Genomic DNA, 26873 nt, shown 5'->3' on the forward strand with positions numbered 1-26873 from the left:
CCAGACATCTTTGCGTTATCGTTATGTTTCTCTAGAATTGGTAGGTCAGAGAAAACTCAACGTAGTCCGATTTGTTATAGAGCCCCAAAAGGCCCTGCTCATCCTTCCCGCTAAAGTAGCCCACTTCAATTCTGGGCTTCCAATTTCCTCCTCCTACGGAGAAATCTATTCTCTGCCTTATCGCAACGCCACCTTTATCCATGTCCCAGATCGCCAAGCCATCCAGAGTCACTTTGTCGTTTAAGAAACCCTTCGTGTACGTCTGAGTTATGAATTCCTGGTTCTCTTCAACATTTGTAAGCGCGTAAGGCGCCTGAAACAGGAGCCCATCAGCATCTTCGGTATGGATCTCGAAAAACTGAGTTGTCATAAAAATCGAACTGCGCTGGGATTCCCACCCCGGCACCCAGAAATTATAATCAAATCCGACCAAGACAGACAGCTGATCTCGTCTCGCGATTGTGTCGTCACGGGTAGTAATGAGAGCTGGTGTTCCGACGGTCACACGCCCGGGCACAAAGGGGTTCTGAATCACCCCCTTGTTGAAGGGTTTGTCAAACTCGTATGCCGCCTCCAAACGCAGTACCGGAGAGACATCCTTTCTACCGAATCGGAACTCCGTCATATCGCGTGTGAATGAAAAACCGACGGTCTTTTGCCGGAGTGTGTAATCGAGGTCAAAATCTGCAGTAATAGAACACGGCACCCCTCCCGCCGCCGGATCCAGAATATCAAGGCAGCCGAACGGAATTAAAGGAAAGTCCCCTGGCGCCGCAGTCCCAGCTGCTAGAGACTGGATGAAATCAACGTACTGACCCGGCGCATTCATCGCACCTATGGTGGTTGGGAGATCAATGGGCACATTGACAACGCCCGCTGCATTTGGATCTCCGATAAATGTGCCAATATGAACTGTTGCACCGGTGTTGACGACGATCGGCAGATCCTGAAAACCGTAAAAACCATTAACTGTCCCCTGCCCGCCAAGGACATCGAATTTTAGCCGCATGCCGACCTCGGAATCTTCCCAGTCGTCTGTTTCCTTGTCCGACAGCTTTGCTCCCAACAAAGGCATTCCAAAACCGGACTGCCCTTCCACCAATCTCGGAAAGGGCAGTCCGAAGGGCCCTCCGGACGTGCTGGAATTCGGCGTGGGATTATTCACGATGAATTCGGAATGGCGTACCACCGGAGTGTAGATCACTTCCAGTGATGGATCCTTGAGTCCTAGCCCCTCAAAAGGAGCAGCCAACCCAAGCTGGTCAATATCCAAAGATAGGGCAGCACTCCACTGAGGTATCCGCAAATCCTCGGTGTCTGTAAATATACTCCTTTGGCGGAGATCCTGTGGGTTCAGAATATCAAGAAGGCGCAGACCATCTGCTTGCCCCCACCCTCGCTGAAACTTTCCGACTTTTAGAGACGCGCGTCCCTCTGAATCAGCAAACGCTATCGACAGCTCTCTAATCACATCCTGCTCGAAATCATCGAGTATGCGATTTTCTTCACCGCTATTACCAAACGGTTCAGGAAGCGTGAGCGCCCCATCCTGCGAGAGTAAAAAATCAAAGCGATCTAGAAACGGAGGGCCTTTAGTAAAGTCTTGCGTGCCAGGCCCGGTTGAATCTCCATCATCAAGATCATAGTACCAATCGCCGCGCAGCCAAAAATCGGAAACGACCGTCACGTTGCTATTGGGAGTCCACTCAGCCTGAAGCTGCGCTACAAACTGGGAAGGCCCCACTCCAGTTCCACCACCATACCGGTCAAAATAGACGCCCGTCCCTTGCGTCAGACGTCCGCCCACCCAGACATTGTCGGGCAGGTTCAGCGCTTCAGCCAATGACTCGGCATTCGCTGCCAGCGGCATCATAAGGACTGTGGAAAATGCTGTAGCCCCGAGCAGGCATAGCTTTTGCGACTTAGTTTTAGTTTTTTTATTCTTGGTATTCATCTTTCTCTCCCTCACTTTCTATTTTTCCCGATGCGCAGCCAGGCTCTATCGCCCTCAATCTAACCAACCATAGCCCTGACTATTTTCTTCTGTGTGCTAAACGGAAATCCCCGTGGCTTCAGCAAGCCGATTGCTGCAGGCACAACAGTGAGCGCCCCCACCATGTTGAACATCAAGATGATCGCCAACAGAACGCCCATCTCGGCTTGGAACCTGATCGGAGACAGGAAGTACCACGGCAATAGCGGCAGTATCATCGTCAGTGCCGTAACTATCACGGCAATACCAGACGTGTTGAACGCCCGGCCCGCCGCCTTCGCGAATTCATGGCCGTGCCTCATTTCGTCGCGTATCCGGTCTGCCATGTAGATGCTGTAATCAACACCACGGCCCAAACCCAACGCAGCAAGCGGCAGCGTATTCAAGTTCATCCCCACGTCCATAAGCGTCATGACACTCATGGTGATAAAGTGAGATGTCGTCAGTACAAGTATGATCACGACTGCGACTGCGGGTGATCGATATAGCCAGAGCAGGTTAACTGCGATAACGATGATAATGGCAATAAGGAGTACATTTTCTTTGTGCTCGATCTCGTCGTTACTCGCCTTAATTATACCGATCTGTCCGCCGGCGAACCTCACACGCGGCTCCCCATCTGAAAACTGATAGGTGTTTAGAAATTCATGGCCCGCCGCCATCAACGCATTCACGGTGTCAGCACTATGCTCCCCCGTATAAATTGAGAGCTTACCGATGCTCCATTCCGGGTTCGTATAGGCGGCAAAGTCTCCTGGCTCACCGCCAGACCGGAACATGTAAATGTTAAACCCTATTTCTTCTTCTGTATCAGGAATTGTTTGGTATGAAGGGTCCCCTTCCCACAAAACCATGTTGATATTTTTTACAATTGGAACAAGGCTTTGTGCGCGAGTTGCGGGAAGAACTCGTTCGTAAATATAGCGATCAAATGCTTCGATCTGATGATACACACGCGGATCTAGCATTATCTCTCCATCACCGGAGAAATAGGCCTGCATTACATCCGTACCGACACGGTCAAAGCTCGAGTTGATTTTTTTGACATCTTTGTTGTATTGGGAATCTTTCCACAGGATCGGGCTCCCTTCTGCGTCACCTATTTTTAGCCCCTGCGAAATGAAAATGCCCGCAATCAACGCAGCGACAAAAGCCGGGAGGAATACATATCTGGACGCTTTCAGCCCAAAAATTTTGGCCAATACGGCTTGACCGGGTAAGGTGGTGCGGAATTTTGTCGGCTTCCGAAGGACCGCCATGAACGCCGCAGCAACAATAATTCCCGGGGTCAGCGTTAGAAGCCAAAACGTGCAAATGAAGGCAAGCGACTGTATGCTTGGGATAGTCACCAGAGCCAGAACCGTAAATCCAGCTGCATCGGTAATCACAGCCGCAGTGCTCGGGAACAGAAGGCGCTCAAGGCCTTCTTTTACTGCATCACGCATGGTGGCACTATTTTCGATTTCATCGAAAACGCGCGAAACGAATTGAACTGAATGGGATAAGACAGTGGCGAAGACGAAGAATGGGAGCAAGAGCAACAGGGGATCAAGATTGTAACCGACCAAGCCAATGACGCCAAAGCCCCAAATCGTGACGGCGAAGGCCACGAGCATTGGAACAGCAACGCCCACCCAGGACCTGAAATAGAAAAATAGGACGGCAGCGATAGCCAGCACAGAGGCCGCAAAAACCAACAGCATATGAGGCAGATATTTCTTAACCGTGCCCAGAAGTACGGGCCTGCCAACGACTGATATTTTTACATCTTTCGTCGAGAATTCTGATTTTAGATTGTCAATAAAGGCGACAAACTCCCGAGAATCCACCTCCTCTGAAAGCTCGGCAGAAATAAGCATTGAATGCTCATCCAGTGAGACCAATGAGCCGAGAAACTGCCCCCTGACGATTTGTTTGAAATGCTCCATATCAGACTCAGAGCGGGGCACTTCCGGCCACATAAGAGGACTGACCAGAATTTGCCCCTCCCCGCCGGCCACCGATCTCGTCTTCCGGAGATTGGCCGCCTCAAACAGAGGGCGGATATTGTTATCGTGAAAATAGAACTCGTCTGATACTTCCCGATACGTTTCAAGAAAGTCCGAATTGTAGATGTCGCCTGCTTTATTTTCGACTTCGACAAGGACATTATTGACTCCACCAAACTGACTCCGGAACTCCTTATAGAGTTCGACATTCGAATGGTTTGCAGGCAGCATATCTTCGATAACGACCTTCAACGAGACACCTGTCACGCCGAAATAAGCCGCCCCCGATGTGACCAGAAAAGCGATTGCCAGAATGATTCTGGGAAATCTTATGACGAAATTCGAAATATAACTTACCACTGAATTTGAGCCTTTGATTGAATTTGCAACAAGCGAACTACTCCTGTTACCACCGCACTAACGGCTCCGGATCTGAGACATCGAATTCGGTTTTTAGTACGGCACCGTTCGCCCCAACGACAACATACCCTCCGTGTTCTGATGTTTTAGAGACTCCTCCGTACCAAAGGAATCCTGGCTTACTCTCCAAGGGCAACAAATCCGATACAGGCAATCCAGCTTTTACACGGACCACACCGCCCTGGCCTACGATCACTCCGTCACCATCTTGGTCTAATGTTAGATCGAACAAATGCGCATCTGTCCCCGAGGACAAAGCTGTGATCGTCGGGACACGGTCCATTAAGCGTCCCGAGCCCTCTTCAACGTCACTGTCCGAACCAAATCGAACCATTGTAAGCTTGCCGCCAAGCCCAGATATTAGCGCCTCCGAACGCCATGCATCTACCGCTGTGAATGTGACCGAGGCATCGGGCGCGTCCAGCACCTCCCAGCTCAATCCATCATCGATTGACGACGCTATCAGGCCGAACTCCCCAACCAAAACCAACCGCCCGTCCTCGAGACGTGTAATGCCATTCAATCTCGGTAGATCACGTCCCTGATATCCGGATAACGCCTGAGTTTGCCACGTTTTACCGCCATCGGACGTGTGAAGCACTGTAGCCTCATGTCCGACGACCCAAGCTGTCTGGGCGTCGAGACAGTAGACATCTCGCAAGTTAATGCCCGGCTCAACATGCACAACTTCCCAATGTGCGCCCCCGTCTTCAGACCTCAGGATCTTTCCTCTACTCGTGACAGCAATGCCGACGGCCTCGTCCACAAAGTCGATTCGCCTAATTAAGTCCGTAAACGGCAAGGGCTCGCGCTTCCAGTGCCCTCCTCCATCCTCGGTCTTCAGTAGTGTCCCGTAGTATCCCCCCGCCCAGCCCACAGAATCAGAGACAAAATCGACGGCAAATAAATTATCAGGAACAAACCGTACACGTCCGTCAGTTGGCATCTCTATATTTGACCGAGGGCTTATGTCGGGGGGCGATAAAACGGCCTGCTCTGCCAGCGCCCCAGGTTGGGAGAAGTAAAGCACCCCAGCAGCAGCGGCAGCATGAGCGAATTTGAAGACCGGCAGGTTCATAGATTTGATCCAAAAGACCGCCAGCACTGCTGGCACAATTTCGACTTAGTTGGTGAACGCGTTCAGGCTGGGTCAGCCCACGCCAATACCGCCATCGGACAAGATGGTTGTGCCTGTGACGTATCGAGCCGACACCGGACAGGCAAGCAACGCATATAGCGCTACATGGTCTTCAGGCTTTGCGGCAAATCCGAGCGGTGTCATGCCCTCGAGAAGTTTGTCGATCTCTGGAATCTCAGCCATCTGGGACTTTGCGTGCTCGGATGAGGGCGACCCGGAAAGATTGGTAATCGTACCTCCTGGAGCTACGCCATTAACCCTAACGTCTGGCGCGACTTCCTTCGCAAGCTGCTTGATGAGTCCAATCACAGCGTGTTTCGATGCCACATATAGCGGACCACCTCCGCCCGTAAAAAAGCTTGAGCTAGAGGCCGTGAAAATTATGGACCCTTTAGACTGGCGAAGCGCAGGAAGACACGCGTACGCTCCGAGCGCGTACCCCTTTACATTCACACCAAAAATATCATCGCAGACTCTTTCGAGCTTTTCTTCATCCTGCGCTTCCAGAGGCGTTATAAAATCCCATATCCCTGCATTGCCGATAAAGGTGTTCAGTCCACCGAATCTCTCCACGGCAAGGGCCGCAGCGCGCTGATTGTCTGCCAGACTGCGCACATCCCCAATTACTGTTTCAACCTCAGCCCCGAACTCACCCCGCAACGAACTCGCCTGTTCGTCATTGACGCACAGAACACACAGTCTGGCACCTTCCTCGACAAAATGATGGACCACCGCCCGACCAATTCCCGTGGCTCCGCCCGTAATCAAAACGGAACTGCCGCTTAGTTTTGGCATATTTAAGTACCTCCCTAACAACCTTGCTTGAGGTGCAAGATTTTGTTCTTTTTTTGAGAAAAAATGATTTTTTTGATTGTGTCAATATTTATTTACGAACAGCGCGAGCTCAAATTCCGTAGCAAGGATCGAAATCTGCATGTGGCCAAAGGCAACTGTGCTATCGATGCCGCTGTTAATTTCGCCATACGGAACAGACGCCAGCGCAACTTAGTGCACCTGACTCCCGGATTGGAGCAGTGCTCGCCGCCCCGGATGTCGAAAAGCCATTTCCCGACTCCGAGATTTTTGTTCCGTATACTCGCTTATTTCTATCGGTTGTTCGGGAACGCTCAGAACGCAGTCCATGTTCCCACATGTCCGATTATTCGCGCATTGGCCGCTTTCGGGAATATTCTCGGCACATAAATATCATGGGTAGGCGTACAGAATTCCAATCCTGTTCCACCCGAGTGCTCAGATTCCATAAAGTTTCACAATGTGAGAGCGATGCCGCTCATTCGCATCCGGCCAGGTTGACGCGCAACCGGATCGCGGCACAACTCAAATGTGTCGTGTCAGGTTGAACTTCACTGCCATTCAAGGTCAGGGAACGTACAACAGATACGACAACCAGTCTGTTTCCTCCGGCGGAGCTAGGTCTCCGCCAAACTCTGGGAGCCTAAGCGGCTCCCATTTTTTTGAGCTCTCATCTCCACATGATCATGCGCCGGCCCCTAAAGTGGAAGAGATTGACTGCGCTACCCCGTTGAGCTGAATCAGGCGATCACGCTGTTCTTTAGGACTCGCCCACCTCTGGCTAGATGAACTAGAAATTGCGCCCACGACTATTCCCCGCGAACTGAAGACTGGCACAGCGATGCAATAAAGTGCGTTGTGAACCTCGCCATCGTCGACGCCGAATCCCTTGTTGCGCGTGCGATGTAGTTCTCGTTCGATTGCGGCTGGATCCGTGATCGTTTTATCCGTTAGCTTTGGAAAGGGCCCGCTGGATATATACGCCCGTTGCTCGTCGACCGTCATGTGCGAGAGCAACACCTTGCCGATAGCAGAACAGTACGCCTCCAGCTGCCCGTTCTCGCGCGTGAACACCTCCTCTCCTTCAAATACCGATTTCGCGAGGTAGGTAACCATGTCGTTCTCCAGAAGGCCAAAGTGGGTCGTGGTTTCCAACGCGACACTTAGTTGGTCCAAAAAGGGCCGTACTAGTTCCGACAGCACTGCATGTGGTGTGTACCCCTCCAACTTCTTCAGAAAAACTGGGTTGGGCAAATATCGTCCACGTCTGGATCGGCAGATGAGCCCGGCCGAATGGAGGGCATTCAGATGCCTGTACAGAGTCGATTCCGGCACCCCGAGCTGGACACTCATTGCGTCTGATTCGAATACACCGTCCTGCGCAACAAGTGCTCCGAACAAGGCCATCGCCTTGTCGAAGGAAGACATGGATCGTGTCACACGGATCTCCATTTATCACATTGTGATAGCAATTGGCCTGCCTCGGATTGCAGTGTCAAGTATATCGCGTAGTTAGCGATCTACATTCCAAGTTACTTACGGACGCGAACCAGACCATGATCTCCAGAGATGAAATTCAAAAGGCTGCGGATGCACTGTTCAACGCACACGCTGGACAAACCTACTGCGCGCCAGTGCGTGATCTCATTGGTCTTGATCCGCAAGCCGGATACGAGGTCCAGGCGATCAACACAGCCCGGTGGGTATCCGCAGGGCGACGGATTGTTGGCCGGAAAATTGGCCTGACGTCAGCGGCAGTCCAAAATCAACTTGGCGTAGACCAGCCCGATTTTGGCGTCCTCTATGCGGATATGGAATATTGCGACGGTGATGAAATTCCGTTGTCAGCAACTCAACAACCCAAGGCCGAGGCTGAAATAGCCGTTATACTCGGCAGGGACATCAACGCGCAGGATACAACGCCAAGCGAACTGATCCGAGCCATAGACCACGTCGTGCCTGCCATCGAAATTGTGGGCAGTCGTATCAAGGACTGGGATATCCGCATTTCGGATACGATCGCGGATAACGCCTCATCAGGCCTATATGTCCTGGGCGGTCCTGTTCGTGCACTGCATGGGCTTGATCTCGTCAATGCTGGCATGGTGATGAAATGCAATGGACGCCCGGTTTCATATGGCGCCGGCATCGCGTGCCTTGGAAATCCGCTAAACGCCGCACTCTGGCTCGCACGAAAATGCGCAGAGCTCGGAGCACCTCTCAAGGCCGGCGACGTCGTTCTGACAGGTGCTCTTGGCCCGATGGCCTCAATGGAGCCTGGTGATCTGTTTGAAGCAGATATCGAAGGTATTGGGTCGGTTCGCCTCGCAATTGCGGCGAAATAGGAGACATTGGAAATGACAACTCTCAAGAAGACCAAGGTTGCGATCATCGGATCCGGAAATATCGGAACTGACCTCATGATCAAGGTCATACGCAAGTCAAAGGGTCTCGAAATGGGCGCGATGGTCGGGATCGATCCCGACTCGGACGGCCTTGCCCGGGCAAAGCGCATGGGTATCGCGACCACGCATGAAGGAATTGAGGGTCTCGTTAAGCTCGACGTGTGGCCCGAAATCGGAATTGTCTTTGATGCGACATCTGCTGGCGCACACAAGCGGCACAATGAAGTCGTCACGTCCGCCGGAAAGGTGATGATCGACCTCACGCCTGCGGCGATCGGGCCGTATGTCATACCCGTCGTCAATGGTGACGCGCATCTGGATGCGTCAAATGTCAACATGGTCACTTGCGGCGGGCAGGCGACGATCCCAATCGTGGCAGCAGTAGCATCCGTCGCGACAGTCCACTATGCGGAGATCGTCGCTTCCATCGCCTCCAAGTCAGCCGGGCCGGGAACGCGGGCCAACATTGATGAATTCACCGAGACCACCTCAAAGGGTATAGAAGAGGTTGGAGGAGCCCGGAAAGGCAAAGCCATAATCGTCCTGAACCCGGCGGAGCCTCCGATGATCATGCGCGATACGGTATTCACCCTCTCTAGTGGCGCAGATGAGCCGACAATTGAGGCCTCAATCGAAGCAATGGTTGCAAAGGTCAATGCCTATGTGCCCGGCTATCGGATGAAGCAAAAGGTTCAGTTCGAACGGTTCGGCTCGAACAACCCGGTCAAGATTCCGGGCCTGGGCACGTTTGAAGGCATCAAGACCAGCGTCTTCCTGGAAGTCGAGGGTGCGGCCCACTACTTGCCTGCATACGCGGGAAATCTCGACATAATGACGTCAGCTGGCATTGCGACCGCTGAGAAGATCGCCGCGCAGCGGCTAGCCAAGGAGACTGCCTGATGGCGTTCGATCCAAAATCCGACAATCTTTACATTCAGGACGTCACTCTGCGCGACGGGATGCATGCGATCCGACACCAATACGGTATCGAGCACGTCAGCAAGATTGCCGCCGCCCTTGACCAGGCCGGGGTCGACGCAATCGAGATTGCACATGGAGACGGCCTGAATGGCTCAAGCTTCAATTATGGTTTTGGTGCCCACACAGACTGGGAGTGGATTGAAGCCGTCGCAGATTCAGTGAAAACGGCGAAACTGACCACGCTCCTCCTTCCCGGGATCGGAACGATCGAGGAGCTGAAGCATGCCTACAAGCTTGGCGTCAGGTCTGTCAGGATCGCCACACACTGCACGGAAGCCGACGTATCGAAACAGCATATCGGTGTTGCCAGAGATCTGGGTATGGACACGGTTGGCTTTCTTATGATGTCCCACATGGTTGAGCCTGAGAAATTGGCTGAACAAGCCGCCATGATGGAAAGCTATGGTGCCGAATGTATCTATGTCACCGATAGTGGCGGCGCGCTCGACATGGATGGATACATCGCACGGCTTCAAGCCTACGAAAAAGTCCTGAAGCCGGAAACTGAACGGGGTATCCACGCCCACCACAATCTGTCGCTTGGCGTCGCCAATTCCATTGTCGGCGTTCAACATGGCGCAAGACGCGTGGATGCTTCGCTGGCCGGCATGGGTGCCGGGGCCGGAAACGCACCGCTTGAGGTGTTCATCGCAGCCGCCGAGCGAAAGGGGTGGAAGCATGGATGCGATCTTTTCGCGCTCATGGATGCCGCTGAGGAACTTGTCCGCCCACTCCAGGACCGCCCCGTCCGCGTTGATCGCGAAACGCTCTCGCTGGGCTATGCCGGGGTGTACTCGTCCTTCCTCCGGCATTCAGAGAAGGCAGCGAAAGATTATGGGATCGATACACGTGAAATCCTGGTTGAACTAGGACGTAGGCGTATGGTTGGTGGCCAGGAAGATATGATCGTCGACGTAGCCCTGGATATATTGAAAGAACAACAATCCACTCAAAAACTTGCGACGTGAGCGACCAATCTTTATTGACTGTTGTCTTGCATCGCGGTCACGATGCGAGACTACAATCATCTATCTGGTATCAATCTCTCGATGCAGCCTGTTGTAATTGTGACGGCTGCGAGATTCAATCTGTCTGGACGAACGGCGCAGTCAGAACACGCTCAATCTGCTTATGTGCGTACAGTGCTTTTGGCTCGGTGAGCGCACTTTTTCATCGCCTTTTGACCTAAGCGAGCAACCTTGAAGTTTCCATGATAAATTGAAATTGGCACGCCTTCTGCATTCCCCTGACGCGGGAGGCAGATCCATGCTTGTTCACACGATAGAAGACCTGAACGATACCCTCGCCAGGTATGACTACACCGCCAATCTCTCACGCGGGAACTGGGCCTGGGAATTCGCCCGGCGCAATTCCGCGCTGAAAGCCGCCGCCTATGCTGCGCAACCTGACTTTGAAACAAGAACGGCATGTTGTGACATACAGCTTCTCCGGCTTTGCGAGCAGGACCGCCAAGCCGAAGACTGGGGACTTCTCTATTTTCCGAACCCAGATCAGTCGGCCCTTACCACGCATGTCTTCTGGTCCGACAAGACCTATCCCCGCAAGGTCGCCGTTCACGTGCGTGAAAGAGAGCGCGGCGAGATCGACGAAATCTTCGAAAAGAGCACGCGCCTCTGCAAGATCATCCATCTCGTGGATGCCTTCGAGCACGAACACATCCTTGTCAAAGGTAAGAAGTGCTCGATCCAGGTCAGGTGCAGTGGCAAGTCGCTCTTGTCCCTCGAGCCTGTAAAAATGGAATTCTCCATCTCGGGATTCAGCACAATGCAGGATCACGTGAATGCGCTGAACCGTGCCCAGAAGGTCTACGGCGACGACGACATGTCGCCTCCTGTCTGGTCACGCAAGGGCCTCGGCTATCGCAACGCTCTTGTCGCCTTGGATGCCCACGACGCGGGACTCACCTATCGTGAAACCGCGACGATTTTCTATGGTGAGAAGCGCATCTCGGAAGAATGGGGCGGACCGTCGTCCGCCATGAAGTCCGAAATGGCCCGCCTGCTCGCCAAGGGCCAGCGCCTTCGGGACGGCGAATATTTCTCCCTTTTGGAAGAGAACCTTTGACCTGCCCCTCCGCACATCGAAGAGCGCATACGACGTCATCCGGTCGAACGCTCTATTTCGATTAGCGGCTTACGAACTGGTAGACACCTCTTAGTATCTCAAAGCACTTGTAAGCATCGCCCCTCCCCCGCCTGCTGACGCGGGGCTGTCCGGGAGACGAGAGCCCTCCACCTCGTCCACGTCACCTGACCGGGCCCGGCTCGTCTCCGGTCACGCGGCCACCCGTTCGGGTCGCCGCGCGCTGCGGGGGCTCGCCGGCGGGGGCCGCGCTTTGCTTCCCACTGGCCTTACGGCCAGAGGGGTCAGGCGCGCGTGGCCTCTCGATACCTCAATCTGCCTCGGGCGATGGCATGAGCCATTTGCCGAGAACGGTCACATCCTGGCGCTCGTAGCCGAGGGCATTGTAGAAGGCAGTCGCGGTCTCGTTCTCCCCGCGCACCATGAGCTGCACCTTCGGCGTCCCCCGCGCCGTCAGCCAAAGCTCGGCTTCGGCCATCATTTCGCGCCCATGGCCGCAGGCTTTACGGTCTGGGCTGACAGCCAGATAGTAGATCCAGCCGCGATGGCCGTCATGGCCGACCACGGCGCTGGCAATGACATCGTTATCTAATGTACCGACGAGGATCGTGGCATCGCGGGATGCGATCGACCGGTCCATGTCTGCATTCGGGTCGTCCCATCGCCGGGTCAGCGCACACGCCTCCCAAAGCGCAATCAGCGCTGCGCGGTCAGCTTCCCGGAAGTCTCGTATATCCAAGGCCATGGCTGTCGGGTCTGGAAGGATTCGTATCCACGGCACCAGCCTGCCTGTTTGGTGTTTGAAAGCGTGGACAAGCTTTCCCAGCAGCCGGGAGGGGGCGGACGGCGCGTCTGCCCGGGCGCGGCCCGCGCGCAAGGCGCCGGTGACCTGGGTCCGCCGGTTCTTTCCGTGCCTCCTACCTTTCCGCCTTGCCCCCGGCCCTCATACGCCCGGGCGCCCGCACCTTTCGTCCGCCCCCTCCCGCCTGCCGGGAAAGGCACGCGGGCGAGGTTCAATTTTGCGAGGCTGACATGACCCCTTCACACGAGACTCCCGCTCCCCTTGGAACAGCGACCGGACCAGATTTGCGGGACACGCCCCGCATCTATGTCGCCTGTCTTGCCGCGTATAATAATGGACGGCTCCACGGGGCGTGGATCGACGCGACAGAACCGGACGAGATGATGCAGGGCGTCCGCGCCATGCTGGCGGCGTCGCCTGAACCGGGTGCGGAGGAATGGTCAATTCATGGTGCGACCAGAAAGTCGCATCTGTTGAGTGAGGCAGGGATGCCTCTGGTCGAGCCTTCTCGACCATTTCTAGCCGGAGCGTGCGAGCTGGGTAACCGGCTGGTGCGAAGCCTCCGGAAACGAGCGGGGAGCTGGCAGCCACACGCCGGTGAACCGCCCAAGGAGAAGACCGGTATGGTGAACGAAAGTGAATCTGTGTTGATGCGTCGTTACCCATCAGTCCCCCGGAAGTGGCTTTTACGGGGAGCAAGGGAATGGGCTGGGGGCACGTGGATCCCTCAGTCGGAAGGTCGATATTCCCCGGCGTATAGCAGGCACCTAACCCGGTCGCATCTCACAGATGCGGAACTGAGTAACCCCGATGAGGTCCGGTCGCTGGCAACAGCATTCGGTAAGCGGCTCGCAAGAGCCGCCCAACTCCTCAGCGGGTGTAGGAAGTTATCAGAAGCAAATGCCGCCAGCCGAAAGGCACGGGGAATACATAACCCGGCGGATAGGGCCATGCCCAACCTGAAAGGGTGCTGACAGATGACTGGTGAGTCCCCCGTAATCTCATGGAACAGCAACCGAACCGTTCGTGAAAAGATGGACGGGCCGCAAGGCCTGATCGTAAGCGGCGGAACTGTTCAATGGCAGACCATTGACTGGCCTGCCGCCTATCGAACCGTCAGGACGCTGCGCCGGAGAATCTATCGGGCGACTGAAATGCGGGACTGGAAGACGGTTCGCTCGTTGCAAAAGCTGATGCTGCGCAGCCGGGCGAACCTGCTCGTTTCCATCCGAAGGGTCAGCCAGATCAATCGCGGGAAAGCCTCTCCCGGTGTCGATGCGCGAACCGCACTGACGCCGACCGAGCGGGCCGACCTTGCGAACCAGCTGGGGAACCTCAAGGCATGGGAGCCGCTTCCAGCCCGGAGGGTGTATATCCCTAAAGCGAGCGGTAAGAAGCGGCCGCTCGGAATCCCGTCCCTCATCGACCGGTGCCAGCAGGCCATTGTGCTCAATGCACTTGAGCCCTGTTGGGAAGCGCAGTTCGAGGGGACAAGCTACGGGTTCCGGCCCGGTCGTAGCGTCCATGACGCCATCGAGCGGATATATCTGGCAACGAAATCCGGGTCCAAACGGGTCTGGGTTCTTGATGCCGATATCAAAGGCTGCTTCGACAATATCGACCACGACGCCCTGATGGAGGCCATCGGCAACTTCCCCGCAAGGGGAATGATCCGCCGTTGGCTGAAGGCAGGCTATGTGGAAGATGGCGTGTTCCACGCCACCGAGCAGGGCACACCGCAAGGCGGGGTCATCAGTCCCCTACTTGCGAACATCGCCCTGCATGGAATGGAAGAAGCGCTGGGCATTGAGTATCGCGGAGGCACGAGCGCCTCATACGTGAAACCTCACTGCCCTGTCTTTGTGCGGTATGCTGATGACTTCGTCGTCATCTGCCACACCGAGACGCAAGCGCTTGAGGCCAGGACACGGGTTGCGGCCTTTCTCGCCGGGCGCGGTCTTTACCTCTCCGAGGAGAAGACCAGCATCCGGCACATACGGGAAGGCTTCGACTTCCTCGGCTTCAATGTCCGTTCCTACAAGGTGGCAGACCGCGCCGCTGGCACGAAGACCCTGATCAAACCTTCCAAGGACGCCGTCAAAGCGTTCAGGAAGAAGCTCAGGGACCTGTTCCGCGCCCATGTCGGTTCGGATCAGGGGCAGCTGCTTGCAGCTGCCAATCCGGTGATACGTGGATGGTGCAATTACTACCGCTACAGTGTCGCCGGGAAAATCTTCTCGGGGATCGAACACTATGTCCATGTCCGGCAACGTCGCTGGTGCCACCGTGCCCATGCGAGGAAGCTGAAACACTGGTGGATGCGGAAATACTTCGGGCGGCACTATAACTGCCCGAACTTCAGCTACACCTTTATGGACAAGCAGTCTGGTGCGTTCATGATCCATCCAGCCGCGATCAAAATCGTGCGCTGGACGATGGTGAAGCACCGCAACTCTCCCGACGATCCGTCTCTCGCCGACTACTGGCGAAACCGGACCCGCCGGATGGGAGGGACTGACCTCACGCGCAGTTGGCAGAAGGTTGCGCAGCGGCAACGGCACACGTGCCCGACCTGCCGCGAGAGCCTCTACAATGGCGAAACCATCCGCATGTCTCATGTGGATGGGGACAGGACGAACGGTTCCTACCGGAACCTGCGACTTGTCCACGCCGACTGCCGCCGCGCGGCACAACAGGGACTTGCTTGAGCCGTGTGCGGGGAAACTTGCAAGCACGGTTCTGAGGGGACGGGTCGGCGGCAACGCCGACCTGTTACCCGACACTATGAGGGGTTCGAAGGCGCGCGCATTTCCGAATATGCCTCCTTCGAGACAGTTTGCGCCCTTGCGGACTTCATCACCGAACACGGGAGCCTTGGAGCGAAACTCTACCGCGAATTCGGCGATGACCTTGAACAGGCTCACGCCGCGTTTGAAGACTATGCAGGCGAATATCGCAGCGCCGCAGACTTTGCCGAGGAAGTGACGCGCGACAGCGGGACAGAGATTCCGGCCTCGCTCGATTACTATATCGACTGGACCGCGCTTGCCCGCGACATGGCGATGAATGGCGAGATCATGGTGTTCCAGACGGGCTTTGATGAAGTCCACATTTTCTGGAGCCGCTGAGTCATGGCGTTCCGGGAGAGATTTGACCGCTATGTGTGCGAGGGCGACAGCATTGCCGTCGAGATTGACGGCTTTCGCGTCACCGCGCGGATCGTCCGCGACGACTGTCCGGATAGTCCAGACGAGCGCCAGGACGGATTCTGGCCATCGCTCAATATTGGCGACCCGGGATTTATCGGACCCGGAAACAATTTCCGCGAGCGGCTGACGAAGGCGCAAGCAGACGCCGAAGCCGTCATGGACGCGTGGCGCAAGGATGAGTGGTTCTATTGCGGAATCGTGCTCGCCATTGAACGCGAAAGCGTGGAACTGGAATCTCATGCCGCCAGCATCTGGGGTATAGAGGCCAACGATCCGAGGTCGGAGAACGCCTACCTGACTGAAGTCGCATGCGAACTGCTCCCCGAAGCCTTGCAAGCCGGGCACAGAGCCTTAGCGCGTTTGATGGCGTCCGCACCTGCACGGGTCGCGCAGGCATGAGCGCGCTGGATGACCTATTAGGGCCACGTCCGCACATGACCCTCGTCATAGAGGAGTCCCGCGTCGTCGAAATCTGGGTCGATGGCCGCGCGCCGCTGATTGGCCTGCATGACTATGACTGGGGCGAGACCGATCCGGACGCAAACCGCGACGCGGAAGGCCTCCCCTTCAGCCCGATCAACTGGAAAGGCCCGGCATGGGCGCTTGGCCTTTCACTTTACCCGCCAGAACAGGAGGACAATCCCATGGCACAACCCGCACTGAAAACACTTCCCCTTGAGCAACTCCATATCAGCAAGCTCAACATGCGGCACAACCGCAAGGCGCCTGATGTCTCCGACATCTTGCCCTCCATCCGGGAGAAAGGAATCCGCCAGACACTTCTGGTGCGCCCCGAAGGTGATGGCTATGGCGTCGTCGCGGGACGGCGGCGCTTCCATGCCTTGCAGGTCATTGCCGCTGAGACCGGCAAGTCAATCGCCGTCCCGTGCGCAATCATGGAAGCGGATGACGACGCCGCAGCGGTGGAGGCCTCGCTCATCGAAAATGTCGCCCGCCTGCCCGCCACGGAAATGGAGCAATACAATGCGTTCGGAAAGCTGGCGCATGCAGGCCGGACGGTGGAAGAGATTGCCGGACATTTCGGGGTCACGGACCTGAAAGTCCGGCGTATCCTCGCCCTCGCCAATCTCTCCAGCCCGATCCGTGCGCTTTACGCCAAAGACGAAATCGACCCGGAGACAATCCGCGCGCTCACACTTGCTACGAAGGACCAGCAGGCAGACTGGCTGGCCCTGTTTCGAAGTGAAACAGAGCGCGCGCCCATGGGCCGCGCCTGCAAGGCATGGATCACGGGCGGGGCCACCATCACGACCGACAAGGCGCTGTTTGATCTGGCGATCTATGAAGGCAAAGTGGCAGCTGACCTCTTCGGTGAGACAGGTGTCTTCGCAGAGGCCGACACGTTTTGGAAAGCCCAATCGGCAGCGCTTGCGGCCAAGGTCGAGACCTACATTGACGCCGGGTGGCGCAATGTAGAGGTTCTCGAACGCGGGAAATATTTTGCCAGTTGGGAGTATTTGAAGCGCCCCCGGACGAAGGGCGGCAGCGTGATTGTCGAAGTCCGCGATGATGGCACTGTGACCTTCCATGAGGGCTACATTACGCAGGCCGAAGCCCGGAAACTGGAGAAGCGCGCAAGGCCGGACGGTGATGCGGAAGCAGCCGACACCAAGCCCGAAATGTCCGGGCCGCTCGCACAATACATTGCCCTCCACCGCCATGGCGCAGCGCGTACAACCTTGCTTGGACACCCTGGAATCGCCCTCCGGCTGATGGTGGCGCATGCCATGGTCGGGTCCGCTCTTTGGACTGTCAGGCGGCACGACTTCCTCGCCCGGAAGGAGGACATACAGGCCAGCGTGGAGGCATCACGCGCCGCCGCAGAAATGCGGGCCGCCGGGGACCATGTCCGCAGCCTGTTTGACGCCCATGGGGTCGCATCCCTGCGCGCAAACGGGGACGCCTATCACCTCAGCGAGGTCTTTGCGGCGCTGCTCGAAATGAACGATGCGGAAACCCTGACCGTGCTGGCTTTTGTGATGGCGGATACGCTGGAAGCGGGCGGCCCGGTTGTGGAAGCCGTCGCTGTCGCCACCGAAACCGACATGGCCGCTTACTGGAAGCCGGAGCGTGTCTTCCTTGATCTCGTTCGGGACAAGCGCGCCATTAACGCCATGGTGGCAGACATTGCGTCTCCATCGACGGCGAAAGCAGCGCTCACAGACACGGGCAAAGCCCAGAAGGAACTGGTCTGGAACCGGATCACTGGCGAAGAGTGTGAGGCCAATCCGGGCTGGCGTCCGGGATGGATGCAGGTGCCGCCTACGCGCCTTGTTACAAACGCAGGGTCGCCGCCAGCAGATGCATGGGTCCGGATCGCCAGCCTGTTTACCTCTGGCGAGGACGAAGCTTCTCCCGAAGACCAGTCTGTCGCAGAGCAGGACGCCGCCTGACATGTTGCAGTCTCCTTGTCCGTGGAAGCGAAAGCCGTTCGGCAGCATGCCGGGCGGCATTTCCACATGCTTCTACCGGATGAGTGTGTACTCCTGCGGTTCAGATCAAGACAGATGCGCCTCCGAAAAATCGCCCGTCTGTGGGTTTCTTTTTGCCTCCGAGTGCGATTGCCAAAGCGGTCTGTTCCGCTCTCCGCTTGCCCCGAAAGACCCCTTGTTCCCGTCTATTGCCGTGTGACCTGGACGACACGAAACGGCCCTGAAACCGGACAGTCCCACGAATTTCCCCGCCGCTTTGCGGCTCCTCGCGAGACAAATTCATGCGCCTGTCCGGTGCTCCGCTTTGCTGCGCCCTTGCAGGTTCAGGCCCGCCCCGCGCCGTCCGGGCGGTCCGGCGTCGACGGGGACAAGGTGTCCCTCGAAGACAGCCACGGAAACGAAAAGGAGACCCCCATGGCAAACGCACTCGGATATGTCAGCGAAACCAAAACCGGCTTCGAAGGCGCCCTCGCAATGATGAACCTCTCAGCCGCCATCCGCATCGAAAAGAACGCGGACAAAGCTGAAGAGGCCCAGCCGGACTACCGCATCTTCGCCGGTGAGACCGCGACCGAAATCGGCGGCGGCTGGATGCGCAAGGCAAAGTCTTCCGGCCGCGAATACGTCTCCCTGACCCTCGCAGATCCGCAGATTGGCCCGCGCCGCATCTACGCGAACCTCGCACCGGTCAAAGGCAAGAAAGGCCGCCACGTGATCCTCTGGAACCCCAAGGACTAGCCCCGCACTCATCGCCAAACTGGCCGCTCCGGAGATCATTCCGGGGCGGCTTCTGGCATGTTTAATTCGCTCGATAGAGGGGCATCTGTATGCTTACGAAGTCATGCGCGCTGCGCATGGTTAAACAGGGTATCGCCGCGGAGCCGCATATCTTCGTGACTCCCAATTAGAATTTTCTTTTGTTTTCTGGGACGTGTTGAAGCCGCCACGTTGATCTGTGCCCGGCAAGACGGGGTACGGGGAATGAACGAGGCAAAAGGACGTCCAAGTCCTTTCCTGACGACGAAAGAGGCGGCGGCTTATCTGCGTATCACGGTTCGCACGATGGAGAACTGGCGCTGGTCGAACAATGGACCGCAATACAGAAAACATGGCGGCACCGTCGTCTATCATGTCGATGATTTGAATGATTATTCGACCGTCTGGAATAGGTCCCGGGGAGGCGGTCATGGCGCTTGAAATCAGGGCATTGAGAACAGATTCAATCACATTGTCGATGGCCAATTGGAGACTTCTTTCGAGCAACTGGAGGGGCTTTTCATGAGCCTCCGCGCAGTATTTTGGAGCGGTATTTCTGTGCTCGGAGTGGCATTGACAGGCCTTCCGGCGACTGGTGTTTTACCGCCCATATTACTCTACAATCCGAGCGAAAGTGCTCCGCTTGGGTGGTATCGCGTCGAACCTTTGGAGGTGATTTCGCGGGGTGATCTGGTTGTCTCGAACCTGCCAGAGGCCGCTTCGAGACTCGCGATCCAGAGGCGCTATCTTGCGCCAGGCATCCCCGTCATCAAGAACGTCCGGGCGCTCGAAGGCGACACGGTTTGTGAGATCAAGGGTGTGTTACAGATCAACGGGACTTCGACTGTCCGCCTGCTATCAACAGATAGTATGGGACGCGCCCTGCCGTCTCCCTGGACGGGCTGCAGGCAGCTTCAGGCAGAAGAGGTTCTGCTCCTTTCTGATCGCACACCGGATTCCTTTGATGGACGGTATTTTGGAGCGGTCAGGGAGGGCGACATCATTGGTCGTGCGGTGTGGATAGGCGGTGATCGGAAGGAGCATGCAGAAGGGTTGATTGGGAAAAATGGGGACAGATCGGAATGCAAGATAAAAGCTCATGGAGCCAATGAGGGTCTATCACCTTGTCTGCACATCGATTTTTATGGTTCCATGCCTCAGTGTGTAGCTCTGTGGTTTGATGGAATCCTCAGCAAGGACTACAGATTGGCATGGTTCCATTCGCAGAAACTGGCCTGTTTTCCGCTGGATCGGTTCAAATGAGCACGCCGCAGGACAATCCCTTCACTCCCAGACCTGGCAGGATTCGGTCTGCCGGATCAGGGGGGCGCGCGAAGACCTATCTGACGCGGATGACGAAGGCGCTGTCGTCCGTCGGCGGCGTTCGCCGCACTACCCTTCCCGCCCGGCCCCGTATCGGTGCACGCGGTGGGCAGAGGCGCGTCATCGTCAAGGCACGCATTGTGCGCATGTCGGCATCGAGCGTGGCGGCACTGGCAGCCCACATCGGATACATCCGGCGCGACGCAGCGCTGGAAGAGAAGGATCGCGGGAAACTGTTTGACGCCATGAGCGAGGATGCCAACGCGTCCGATCTCGTCAAATCCATTACCGAAGACAGGCATCATTTCCGGTTCATTGTTTCGCCCGAAGACGGCGCCGAAATGGCAGACCTCAAGCCCTTCGTCCGTGATCTCGTCTCGCAGATGGAAACCGATCTGGGGACGCGGCTCGAATGGGTCGGCGCAGTCCACCATGATACGGGCCGGCCGCATGCGCATTTGGTCATCCGGGGGCGGCGTGAAGATGGCTCTGACCTTGTCATGCCGCGGGCGTATATTTCGCATGGGATCCGGGAGCGGGCCGAGGACCTTGTAACGCTGGAACTCGGGCCTGAAACTCGGCTCGAGCAGGAGCGCAAACTTCAATCGGATATCGCTGCCGAGCGCGTGACACGGATCGATCATTTTATCGCGCGTCAGGTAGGTCCCGAACAGGAATTTCGGTTGAAGGATAGTCCTTCACAGTATCGTACTTTGCATGCCGCGCGGCTGCGGACTCTGGAACGGCTTGGGCTTGCAGAGAAACTCGGAGCTGGACGCTGGCAGATGAAGGAGAATTTCCGCGAGGTTTTGCGGGGCTTGTCGGAAAGGCACGACATCATCAAGACGATGAACCGTGCTCTTGCCGGACGCGGTGACCGGCGGCTCGATACGGACGCTATCTTCGACAAGTCCGATCCCGGCGGGCGGAGCGTGACGGGCGTGGTTCTTCAGACGGGTCTTACGGGTGAAGCGCATGACCGGACCTATGTCATCATCGACGGTCTGGATGGGCGCGCCGTGTTTGTGGAGCTGGGTGTCGCCGGCGAGGTCGAGGAAGTAAAGCGCGGGGCGATTGTGACGGTGTCTCCGCCGAACATTGAACCGAAGCCGTCAGACATCACGATTGATCGGATCGCACGCGCGAATGGTGGGAGCTATTCGGCAGGTCTGCACCAGGCGGACGATCCCCGATACAGCCCGGAATTTGTCGCGGCTCATGTGCGACGGCTGGAGGCTTTGCGGCGGGCTGGTCATGCAGAGCGTTCAGCTGATGCGGAGTGGAAGGTTCCACCGGATTATCTAGACCGAGCGAGTTCGTACGAGCGGGCACAGGCGCGGTTACGGGCGGCGCAGGTGTTAGTTCGCTCGGAGCTTGGCTTGGCAGATCAGGAAACGGCCCTTGGTGTGACCTGGCTGGATGACGTCCCTGCCCCGTCTGGCGTGCCGCTCGGATTCGGAAAAGAGGTGGCTGAGGCGCAGGTGAAGCGACGGGCGTTTCTGACGGGGATTGGAATGAAGGTAGCGGCTGGCACTGGCTTGTCTGCGGCACAGAAGACGGAGTTGATGAAGCGAGATTTCGCGCGAGCTGCCCGGACGCTGAGCGTAGAGATCGGTAAGCCATATTCGCCAGCGCCGGAACGAGGACATGTCGATGGTACGTATCGCGAGCATGTGTCTCGGGTGAGTGGGAAGTTCGCGGTGATTGAGCGGCAGAGGGATTTTACGATTGTACCTTGGCGGCAGGTGCTGGAGCAGCGGCGCGGGATGGCCGTGTCGGGTGTCGTGCGCGGGGGACGGATTTCGTGGGCGCTGGGGCGCGGGATTGGAATAGCGGATTAATATTGGTAGCACTAGTTTGGCCAGTGCCTCCATTACTATTTGAGCCAATCATTCTTTGTGTATGCAATCCGAACTTAGATGGCGACGCGCAGCGTGAACGCCGCCCTTCCGCGCCGCCACACCAAGGCTCTGTTCGTCCATTAGACTTTACTCAGGAGAACGAGTCCTTTACCCACTCTTAACTAAGAATGGGCAGAAGACCCATTTCCGAGGGCCACGTGATTTACGTATCAACATCCAAGGTAATCGAATTGACTGGCTTGTCCGCTGTGGTTCTGCGCGAGTGGACGCGGCGCCGTGCGCTAATACCCGCAGATATACCCGCAGCCGGAAAGGGCAATGCGGCAAAGTTCAGTTGGAGAACAGTACTCATCATTCGGATTGCCAATCAGCTGAAAGAGGAGTTTCACCTACAACTCCAAGCCCATGCGCCGCAGTTTTCCGAGTTACGTGAGGTGCTTTCAGAACATTCATTTCTGGCGCTTTATGGAACCGCCATTGTTTGCAGCCCAAGCGAACCGTGGAGATTATCGCGGGCCGATGAGTTTGGCCCGACTTGTGCCTTTCTCAAACTACCTCTTCATGACCATCTGGAAGCCATTTGCGGAGCGTTCGGTAAAGCAAGCCCACGAACACGATCGCAACAGTTTGACTTATTTCCGGCAACCGAAATCAGAACTATGCGAGTCGACTTTGAGCGTAGCGGGCGTGATGTCGGACGGAGGCAAGCATGAAACGTGCGCCCCGTGCAGTCAAATGGCTACCGAATCACTGGCAAATGTTCGTCTTTTGTTCTATGCCGTTAGGCACTAGTCCAACAGGTTTCCCCAATGACTGACACGATCTTCGACGAATGGCTCCGACGTCTCGGTTATGCCGATTTTGGAAAGTCTCTCCATCGTAGCGCTGCCGATGTCGACCCGCGCCACCCATATGCGCCAGAATTGAATGCTCTGCTTGCCGAGGACGGTTCGATTCGTGCCCGGGCTGTGTTCGATGTTGACGGCGTCCCTACCGTGGTTTTCGTAAGTGGAGATGGAACTCCGCTTACGAAGGTAGAGCTTAACCATGTTCGGCAGCGTGTGTGGAATCAGAACCTAGCGCAAATCATCTTGGAAATTGACAGTGACCGGGTATTGGTTCGACCGGTTATCAAGGCTCCGGATTCACTAGAAATTGTCACTGCGGAAGAAGCACGTCCAGACGGGCCTTTCTCCGGTTTCGACGTATCCTCAAACAGTCTCGCACGCCGTCTCCCAGAATGGTTCGACGCTGGGGATCGGGTTGATCGCATGCTTCTCACAAACTTGTCGGTTTGTGTGCGCGAGGTGGCGCAGGCTGGTTACGGCGAGCTACCAGTAGACGATTTTTCTCGACGTCTGGCTGAATTACTCATGGGTCAGGTGCTGTTCGTTTCCTATCTTGAACATCGCGGCATAGTCAGCGACGTATATCGCTCTCACCATAAGGTTGGACGCCTGCATCAGTTGGTTACAGAACGCGACATTGGCGGAGTGCGCCGCCTTATTGACAGGCTCAAAGAAGACTTCAACGGAGACTTCCTAAGCGATGACCGACACGATCCATGGCAGTCTCTCAATGCTTTTGGATTTGAAGCGCTGGAACGTTTTCTTAACCGCACCGATATGAGTACCGGCCAAGGCGACTTTTGGAACTACGATTTTAGTCTGATTCCCGTCGAGTTGCTGTCGGGACTCTATGAGTCCTTTCTTTCAGAAGACGTACAATCGTCAACAGGCGCCTATTACACGCCACGCCACCTAGCAATGCTGGCTGTTGACCAGGCTTTCAGCGCGTCGGCCGATCCACTGCAGGAGACAGTGTTCGATGGCGCGTGTGGCTCTGGAATTCTTTTGACAACAGCTTTTCGCCGGATGATCGCACTGACAGAAGCACGCGAGGGTTCGCCGCTTAGTTTCAAGCAACGCCGCCAGTTGCTGGCCAGGCACATCTTTGGCGCAGATATCAATGAAATGGCATGTCGTGTGACGGCGTTCAGTCTATATCTATCCCTATTGGAGGGCCTTGATCCGTCAGATATCCGCGAAGCACAGAGCAAAGAGCGAGTGAAACTCCCTACGCTGAAAGGGGTGAATCTTCTGTTCGGAGCCACAGGTGACTTTTTTAGCCCGGACCACGGATTCAACGGTCGCACATTTTCTCTTGTCCTTTCCAACCCTCCATGGATCGAGCCACGCGGCAGCGACGTGACGAGCGCCGACATTTGGGCACAACAGATGAAGGCCCCCGTAGGACATCGGCAAGTTGCTGCGGCGTTCTCAATCAGAGCCTTGGAGTTTCTCTCCGACGGCGGGCGCCTTTGCTTGATCCTTCCAATTAATTTGTTTCTCGGGCCATCGAAGCAGTCCTTCGTGAAACATCTATTCGAGACTGCTCGTCCAATCCGGTTGATCAACTTCGGTGATTTTCAAAATTTACTCTTTCCTTCCGCCGAACACACTTGCCACGTGCTATTGGCTGAAAAGCGCAACTCCCGTCCAGTGGTGATCGCTGTTGAGGAACGGTTTGACTACTGTGTGCCGAAGGCTGACATGAGTTTGGCCTACGGTCGCTTGACACTTTCTTCCAACGATCGCCATAGCGTTGCGACACGGGCAGTAATCGACCAGCAAGATATCCTAACTGTATTCATGTGGGGTGACGCGTTCGACCAATCCTTACTCCATCGACTTGGGGTGTTCGGAGAACTCGGCGATTATTGGAGTGGCCCGAAAAAAACAAGGCGCTGGCAAGCACGCAAAGGCATTCACATAATAGATCGGCAACGTGAGCCAGTGAGCGCAGAGCCTCTCCGAGGAATGCCCCATGTCGCCACAACCGCACTGGGCGCTGGTGTCCCCGTACTGCATCCTGATCTATTACAGCCTTGGCCCGAGGAGATTGATCAAGTAAGCCACATTTCTGACGAAGTCCTTGAAGTCTTCAAAGGTCCACGCATTCTGTATACTGATGGATTTTCCAAAGAAGATCTTTCAGTTCGGGCTGCGTACACTGAAAGCACAGCGAGTTTTACGGCGAGTGTGGGTGTTATTTCAGGCCCCCACGACGACGCCCGTCTCCTACGCTTCGTAGCAGCCTATTTGCGTTCGACGTTGGCTCGATATGTCCTTATGTTCCGATCCTGGACAATGTTGTGCGAGCGAAATGCGGTCCGGCTAGTAGACATCGGCGGTTTCCCATTCCACGAACCTGAGAATGCGGATAAGCCTGAGGTAGCACGTAGGGCGTTCGATAGAACGGTCGAGTTGATGCTTAAACTGGAAGGTTTGCCAGATTTAGAGCAACGCCGCGCATATGAAGATATGGAATCGGAAATCGACGAGCACCTGTTCGACTATTTTGCAATTGATGCCTTCGAACGAGCAATCATCTCCGAAACGGTGGCGCTTCTTTTGCCATCAATCCGACCGCGTAGCTTCGGTAATCTTGACACACCAGCTCAAACTCGCGCCGGTCTTTCTGACGTTCGTTCCTATGTTCGTGCACTCGCGACGGCACTCGACGTCTGGATAGCCCGCACAAACGGCAATGGACGTTTTGATGTTTCTGCTCTTTCAAGCTCCGCACACGCTGCGGGCGGAATGGGAGCAATTAGGATTTATTACAAACAGAACAATTCTCTCCGCTCGAAAGCAAATGCACGCAGCGACAGCGATGCCTTGATGGCATTGCTTAATCAGGCCCGCGCCGACGGATTTGGCCGGGTCTCTGCCGGGTTCGGCCTTGGACTAGCGCCTGATGCTTTTGTGTGGACCGACGACGCGTTGATAATCGCCAGGCCCCTGACCCGGCGCAACTTCTCATTACGACAGGCGTTCCGCGATGCCGAAACAATTGTCGAACAAGTTCAATTCAACAACGCAGCAGCGAAGGTCGCATGACTATCGGAGGGGCGCCGCCGGACTGGATTTCCGCATTTCCGCGGCAACCGGTAGAAGCTGCTGCTGCAACGCTTCAGCAAGCGTGGCAGGAACTTGTTCGCCGTAACGCGCCAGGCTTCCAACCGAAAGATCGAGAAGATCGCCTCACTGCAAAATTAAAGTTTCATTGTGATACTGTAGCTCGCAAACGCGGATTGTTGGGATCTTGGAGTGCCGAAAACAAGGTCGGAAATCTTGATGTCGAGTCCGGAGATATCATCTGGCAAAAGCGCACGGATATCTCTTTTCATTGGAACGACGACCAACAAACCATGGTGTTCGTATTTGAATTCAAAAAAGTCAGCCATACAGTGACGAGCCGAAAGGCATACCTGGGTGATGATGGTATGGGCCGTTTCGTAGACGGATATTACAGCCAAGATGAAACTGCAGCAGCTATGGTAGCGCTACTAACAGGTCCCGAAGAAAAAATTGTGCCCAACCTCCAGCACTCCTTAAGCGATGGATCATACGAGGCGAAACTTCGACAGCGCAAGAACGGTAGCAGCAAGCTAATCACTCAGCCATCACAAGTAATCGCGCTGGCTGCCTTCGACACAGACCATGATCGCTCGAACAATCGCGCACCCATACGCTTAGCGCACATATTTCTCGGCTGGCCTACTCCTTAGTCTTAGCTACGTGGCAATCCCGCGTACGGCTGTTGTTGGACCGTACGCCAACGT

Annotated in this window: 22 protein-coding genes; 16 read left to right on the forward strand and 6 right to left on the reverse strand. The window is 55.9% G+C overall.

Annotated features, from left to right (window positions below; translation table 11 throughout):
- Positions 1 to 31: 31 nt before the first annotated feature.
- From HF931_RS00730 to HF931_RS00750, 5 genes are all read right to left on the reverse strand, one after another.
- Positions 32 to 1954 (reverse strand): DUF1302 domain-containing protein, encoded by a 1923-nt coding sequence (locus HF931_RS00730; RefSeq protein ID WP_273241466.1) that lies wholly within the window; start codon positions 1952 to 1954, stop codon positions 32 to 34.
- 59 nt (positions 1955 to 2013) lie between these two features.
- Entirely contained in the window at positions 2014 to 4341 is a 2328-nt protein-coding gene (locus HF931_RS00735; RefSeq protein ID WP_273241468.1) for an efflux RND transporter permease subunit, read from the reverse strand.
- 46 nt (positions 4342 to 4387) lie between these two features.
- Positions 4388 to 5479, reverse strand: coding sequence for a WD40/YVTN/BNR-like repeat-containing protein (locus tag HF931_RS00740; RefSeq protein WP_273241470.1), 1092 nt, complete (start codon positions 5477 to 5479; stop codon positions 4388 to 4390).
- A 72-nt stretch (positions 5480 to 5551) separates the two neighbouring features.
- The gene (gene hcaB / locus HF931_RS00745) at positions 5552 to 6334 is read right to left on the reverse strand and encodes a 3-(cis-5,6-dihydroxycyclohexa-1,3-dien-1-yl)propanoate dehydrogenase (RefSeq protein WP_034738352.1); all 783 of its coding nucleotides are present in this window, start codon (positions 6332 to 6334) and stop codon (positions 5552 to 5554) included.
- Positions 6335 to 7036: 702 nt separating this feature from the next.
- Positions 7037 to 7780 carry an IclR family transcriptional regulator gene (locus tag HF931_RS00750; protein WP_051615006.1) on the reverse strand — a complete coding sequence of 248 codons (744 nt, stop codon included), beginning with the start codon at positions 7778 to 7780 and terminating at the stop codon, positions 7037 to 7039.
- A gap of 128 nt (positions 7781 to 7908) precedes the next feature.
- On the opposite strand from HF931_RS00750, the gene HF931_RS00755 reads away from it, so the two are divergent.
- From HF931_RS00755 to HF931_RS00770, 4 genes are all read left to right on the forward strand, one after another.
- A complete protein-coding gene (locus tag HF931_RS00755) occupies positions 7909 to 8697 on the forward strand; it encodes a 2-keto-4-pentenoate hydratase (RefSeq protein ID WP_034738348.1) in 789 nt (262 codons plus the stop codon).
- 12 nt (positions 8698 to 8709) lie between these two features.
- Complete coding sequence (locus HF931_RS00760) at positions 8710 to 9657, forward strand: acetaldehyde dehydrogenase (acetylating) (RefSeq protein ID WP_045699440.1); 948 nt, start codon at positions 8710 to 8712, stop codon at positions 9655 to 9657.
- Positions 9657 to 10706, forward strand: a complete 1050-nt coding sequence (dmpG, locus tag HF931_RS00765; RefSeq protein ID WP_045699438.1) for a 4-hydroxy-2-oxovalerate aldolase — start codon at positions 9657 to 9659, stop codon at positions 10704 to 10706. The genes HF931_RS00760 and dmpG overlap by 1 nt, the downstream gene beginning before the upstream one ends.
- A gap of 298 nt (positions 10707 to 11004) precedes the next feature.
- Complete coding sequence (locus HF931_RS00770) at positions 11005 to 11823, forward strand: DNA -binding domain-containing protein (protein WP_034742714.1); 819 nt, start codon at positions 11005 to 11007, stop codon at positions 11821 to 11823.
- A gap of 328 nt (positions 11824 to 12151) precedes the next feature.
- Here HF931_RS00770 and HF931_RS00775 read toward each other — a convergent pair whose 3' ends face one another.
- Positions 12152 to 12586: a GNAT family acetyltransferase gene (locus HF931_RS00775; RefSeq protein ID WP_034742719.1), complete on the reverse strand. Its 435-nt coding sequence runs from the start codon at positions 12584 to 12586 to the stop codon at positions 12152 to 12154.
- Between the two features lie 287 nt (positions 12587 to 12873).
- Here HF931_RS00775 and HF931_RS00780 point away from each other — a divergent pair, with 287 nt between their 5' ends.
- From HF931_RS00780 to HF931_RS00835, 12 genes are all read left to right on the forward strand, one after another.
- Positions 12874 to 13617, forward strand: a complete 744-nt coding sequence (locus tag HF931_RS00780; protein WP_273241477.1) for an antirestriction protein ArdA — start codon at positions 12874 to 12876, stop codon at positions 13615 to 13617.
- Positions 13618 to 13620: 3 nt separating this feature from the next.
- Positions 13621 to 15351 (forward strand): group II intron reverse transcriptase/maturase, encoded by a 1731-nt coding sequence (gene ltrA / locus HF931_RS00785; protein WP_273239838.1) that lies wholly within the window; start codon positions 13621 to 13623, stop codon positions 15349 to 15351.
- Between the two features lie 3 nt (positions 15352 to 15354).
- Positions 15355 to 15771, forward strand: coding sequence for an antirestriction protein ArdA (locus tag HF931_RS00790; protein WP_273241479.1), 417 nt, complete (start codon positions 15355 to 15357; stop codon positions 15769 to 15771).
- A 3-nt stretch (positions 15772 to 15774) separates the two neighbouring features.
- Positions 15775 to 16251, forward strand: a complete 477-nt coding sequence (locus tag HF931_RS00795; protein WP_045695779.1) for a hypothetical protein — start codon at positions 15775 to 15777, stop codon at positions 16249 to 16251.
- Between the two features lie 35 nt (positions 16252 to 16286).
- Positions 16287 to 18266, forward strand: a complete 1980-nt coding sequence (locus HF931_RS00800) for a ParB/RepB/Spo0J family partition protein (protein ID WP_051615562.1) — start codon at positions 16287 to 16289, stop codon at positions 18264 to 18266.
- Positions 18267 to 18719: 453 nt separating this feature from the next.
- Entirely contained in the window at positions 18720 to 19043 is a 324-nt protein-coding gene (locus HF931_RS00805; RefSeq protein ID WP_034744474.1) for a DUF736 domain-containing protein, read from the forward strand.
- A 243-nt stretch (positions 19044 to 19286) separates the two neighbouring features.
- Positions 19287 to 19502 (forward strand): helix-turn-helix domain-containing protein, encoded by a 216-nt coding sequence (locus tag HF931_RS00810; RefSeq protein ID WP_045695780.1) that lies wholly within the window; start codon positions 19287 to 19289, stop codon positions 19500 to 19502.
- 81 nt (positions 19503 to 19583) lie between these two features.
- Positions 19584 to 20324 (forward strand): S26 family signal peptidase, encoded by a 741-nt coding sequence (locus HF931_RS00815; protein WP_146740240.1) that lies wholly within the window; start codon positions 19584 to 19586, stop codon positions 20322 to 20324.
- Complete coding sequence (locus HF931_RS00820; RefSeq protein WP_034741820.1) at positions 20321 to 22225, forward strand: DUF3363 domain-containing protein; 1905 nt, start codon at positions 20321 to 20323, stop codon at positions 22223 to 22225. Before HF931_RS00815 ends, HF931_RS00820 begins: the two co-directional genes overlap by 4 nt.
- Positions 22226 to 22443: 218 nt before the next feature.
- Positions 22444 to 22959 (forward strand): hypothetical protein, encoded by a 516-nt coding sequence (locus HF931_RS00825; RefSeq protein WP_146740241.1) that lies wholly within the window; start codon positions 22444 to 22446, stop codon positions 22957 to 22959.
- Positions 22960 to 23055: 96 nt separating this feature from the next.
- Entirely contained in the window at positions 23056 to 26148 is a 3093-nt protein-coding gene (locus tag HF931_RS00830) for an HsdM family class I SAM-dependent methyltransferase (RefSeq protein WP_034741808.1), read from the forward strand.
- The gene (locus HF931_RS00835; protein WP_034741805.1) at positions 26145 to 26819 is read left to right on the forward strand and encodes a hypothetical protein; all 675 of its coding nucleotides are present in this window, start codon (positions 26145 to 26147) and stop codon (positions 26817 to 26819) included. The genes HF931_RS00830 and HF931_RS00835 overlap by 4 nt, the downstream gene beginning before the upstream one ends.
- The last annotated feature ends 54 nt before the right edge of the window (positions 26820 to 26873 follow it).

It is taken from the genome of Hyphomonas atlantica corrig., from assembly GCF_017795365.1.
In the GTDB taxonomy this organism is placed as follows: Bacteria; Pseudomonadota; Alphaproteobacteria; order Caulobacterales; family Hyphomonadaceae; genus Hyphomonas; species Hyphomonas atlantica.

What these genes read in the sequence shown, in the direction of transcription:
- HF931_RS00730 (WP_273241466.1), bottom strand. Translation starts at nt 1,954, where the DNA reads ATGAATACCAAGAATAAAAAAACTAAAACTAAGTCGCAAAAGCTATGC.
- HF931_RS00740 (WP_273241470.1), bottom strand. Translation starts at nt 5,479, where the DNA reads ATGAACCTGCCGGTCTTCAAATTCGCTCATGCTGCCGCTGCTGCTGGG.
- hcaB (WP_034738352.1), bottom strand. Translation starts at nt 6,334, where the DNA reads ATGCCAAAACTAAGCGGCAGTTCCGTTTTGATTACGGGCGGAGCCACG.
- HF931_RS00750 (WP_051615006.1), bottom strand. Translation starts at nt 7,780, where the DNA reads ATGTCTTCCTTCGACAAGGCGATGGCCTTGTTCGGAGCACTTGTTGCG.
- HF931_RS00755 (WP_034738348.1), top strand. Translation starts at nt 7,909, where the DNA reads ATGATCTCCAGAGATGAAATTCAAAAGGCTGCGGATGCACTGTTCAAC.
- HF931_RS00760 (WP_045699440.1), top strand. Translation starts at nt 8,710, where the DNA reads ATGACAACTCTCAAGAAGACCAAGGTTGCGATCATCGGATCCGGAAAT.
- dmpG (WP_045699438.1), top strand. Translation starts at nt 9,657, where the DNA reads ATGGCGTTCGATCCAAAATCCGACAATCTTTACATTCAGGACGTCACT.
- HF931_RS00770 (WP_034742714.1), top strand. Translation starts at nt 11,005, where the DNA reads ATGCTTGTTCACACGATAGAAGACCTGAACGATACCCTCGCCAGGTAT.
- HF931_RS00775 (WP_034742719.1), bottom strand. Translation starts at nt 12,586, where the DNA reads ATGGCCTTGGATATACGAGACTTCCGGGAAGCTGACCGCGCAGCGCTG.
- HF931_RS00780 (WP_273241477.1), top strand. Translation starts at nt 12,874, where the DNA reads ATGACCCCTTCACACGAGACTCCCGCTCCCCTTGGAACAGCGACCGGA.
- ltrA (WP_273239838.1), top strand. Translation starts at nt 13,621, where the DNA reads ATGACTGGTGAGTCCCCCGTAATCTCATGGAACAGCAACCGAACCGTT.
- HF931_RS00795 (WP_045695779.1), top strand. Translation starts at nt 15,775, where the DNA reads ATGGCGTTCCGGGAGAGATTTGACCGCTATGTGTGCGAGGGCGACAGC.
- HF931_RS00800 (WP_051615562.1), top strand. Translation starts at nt 16,287, where the DNA reads ATGACCCTCGTCATAGAGGAGTCCCGCGTCGTCGAAATCTGGGTCGAT.
- HF931_RS00805 (WP_034744474.1), top strand. Translation starts at nt 18,720, where the DNA reads ATGGCAAACGCACTCGGATATGTCAGCGAAACCAAAACCGGCTTCGAA.
- HF931_RS00810 (WP_045695780.1), top strand. Translation starts at nt 19,287, where the DNA reads ATGAACGAGGCAAAAGGACGTCCAAGTCCTTTCCTGACGACGAAAGAG.
- HF931_RS00815 (WP_146740240.1), top strand. Translation starts at nt 19,584, where the DNA reads ATGAGCCTCCGCGCAGTATTTTGGAGCGGTATTTCTGTGCTCGGAGTG.
- HF931_RS00820 (WP_034741820.1), top strand. Translation starts at nt 20,321, where the DNA reads ATGAGCACGCCGCAGGACAATCCCTTCACTCCCAGACCTGGCAGGATT.
- HF931_RS00830 (WP_034741808.1), top strand. Translation starts at nt 23,056, where the DNA reads ATGACTGACACGATCTTCGACGAATGGCTCCGACGTCTCGGTTATGCC.
- HF931_RS00835 (WP_034741805.1), top strand. Translation starts at nt 26,145, where the DNA reads ATGACTATCGGAGGGGCGCCGCCGGACTGGATTTCCGCATTTCCGCGG.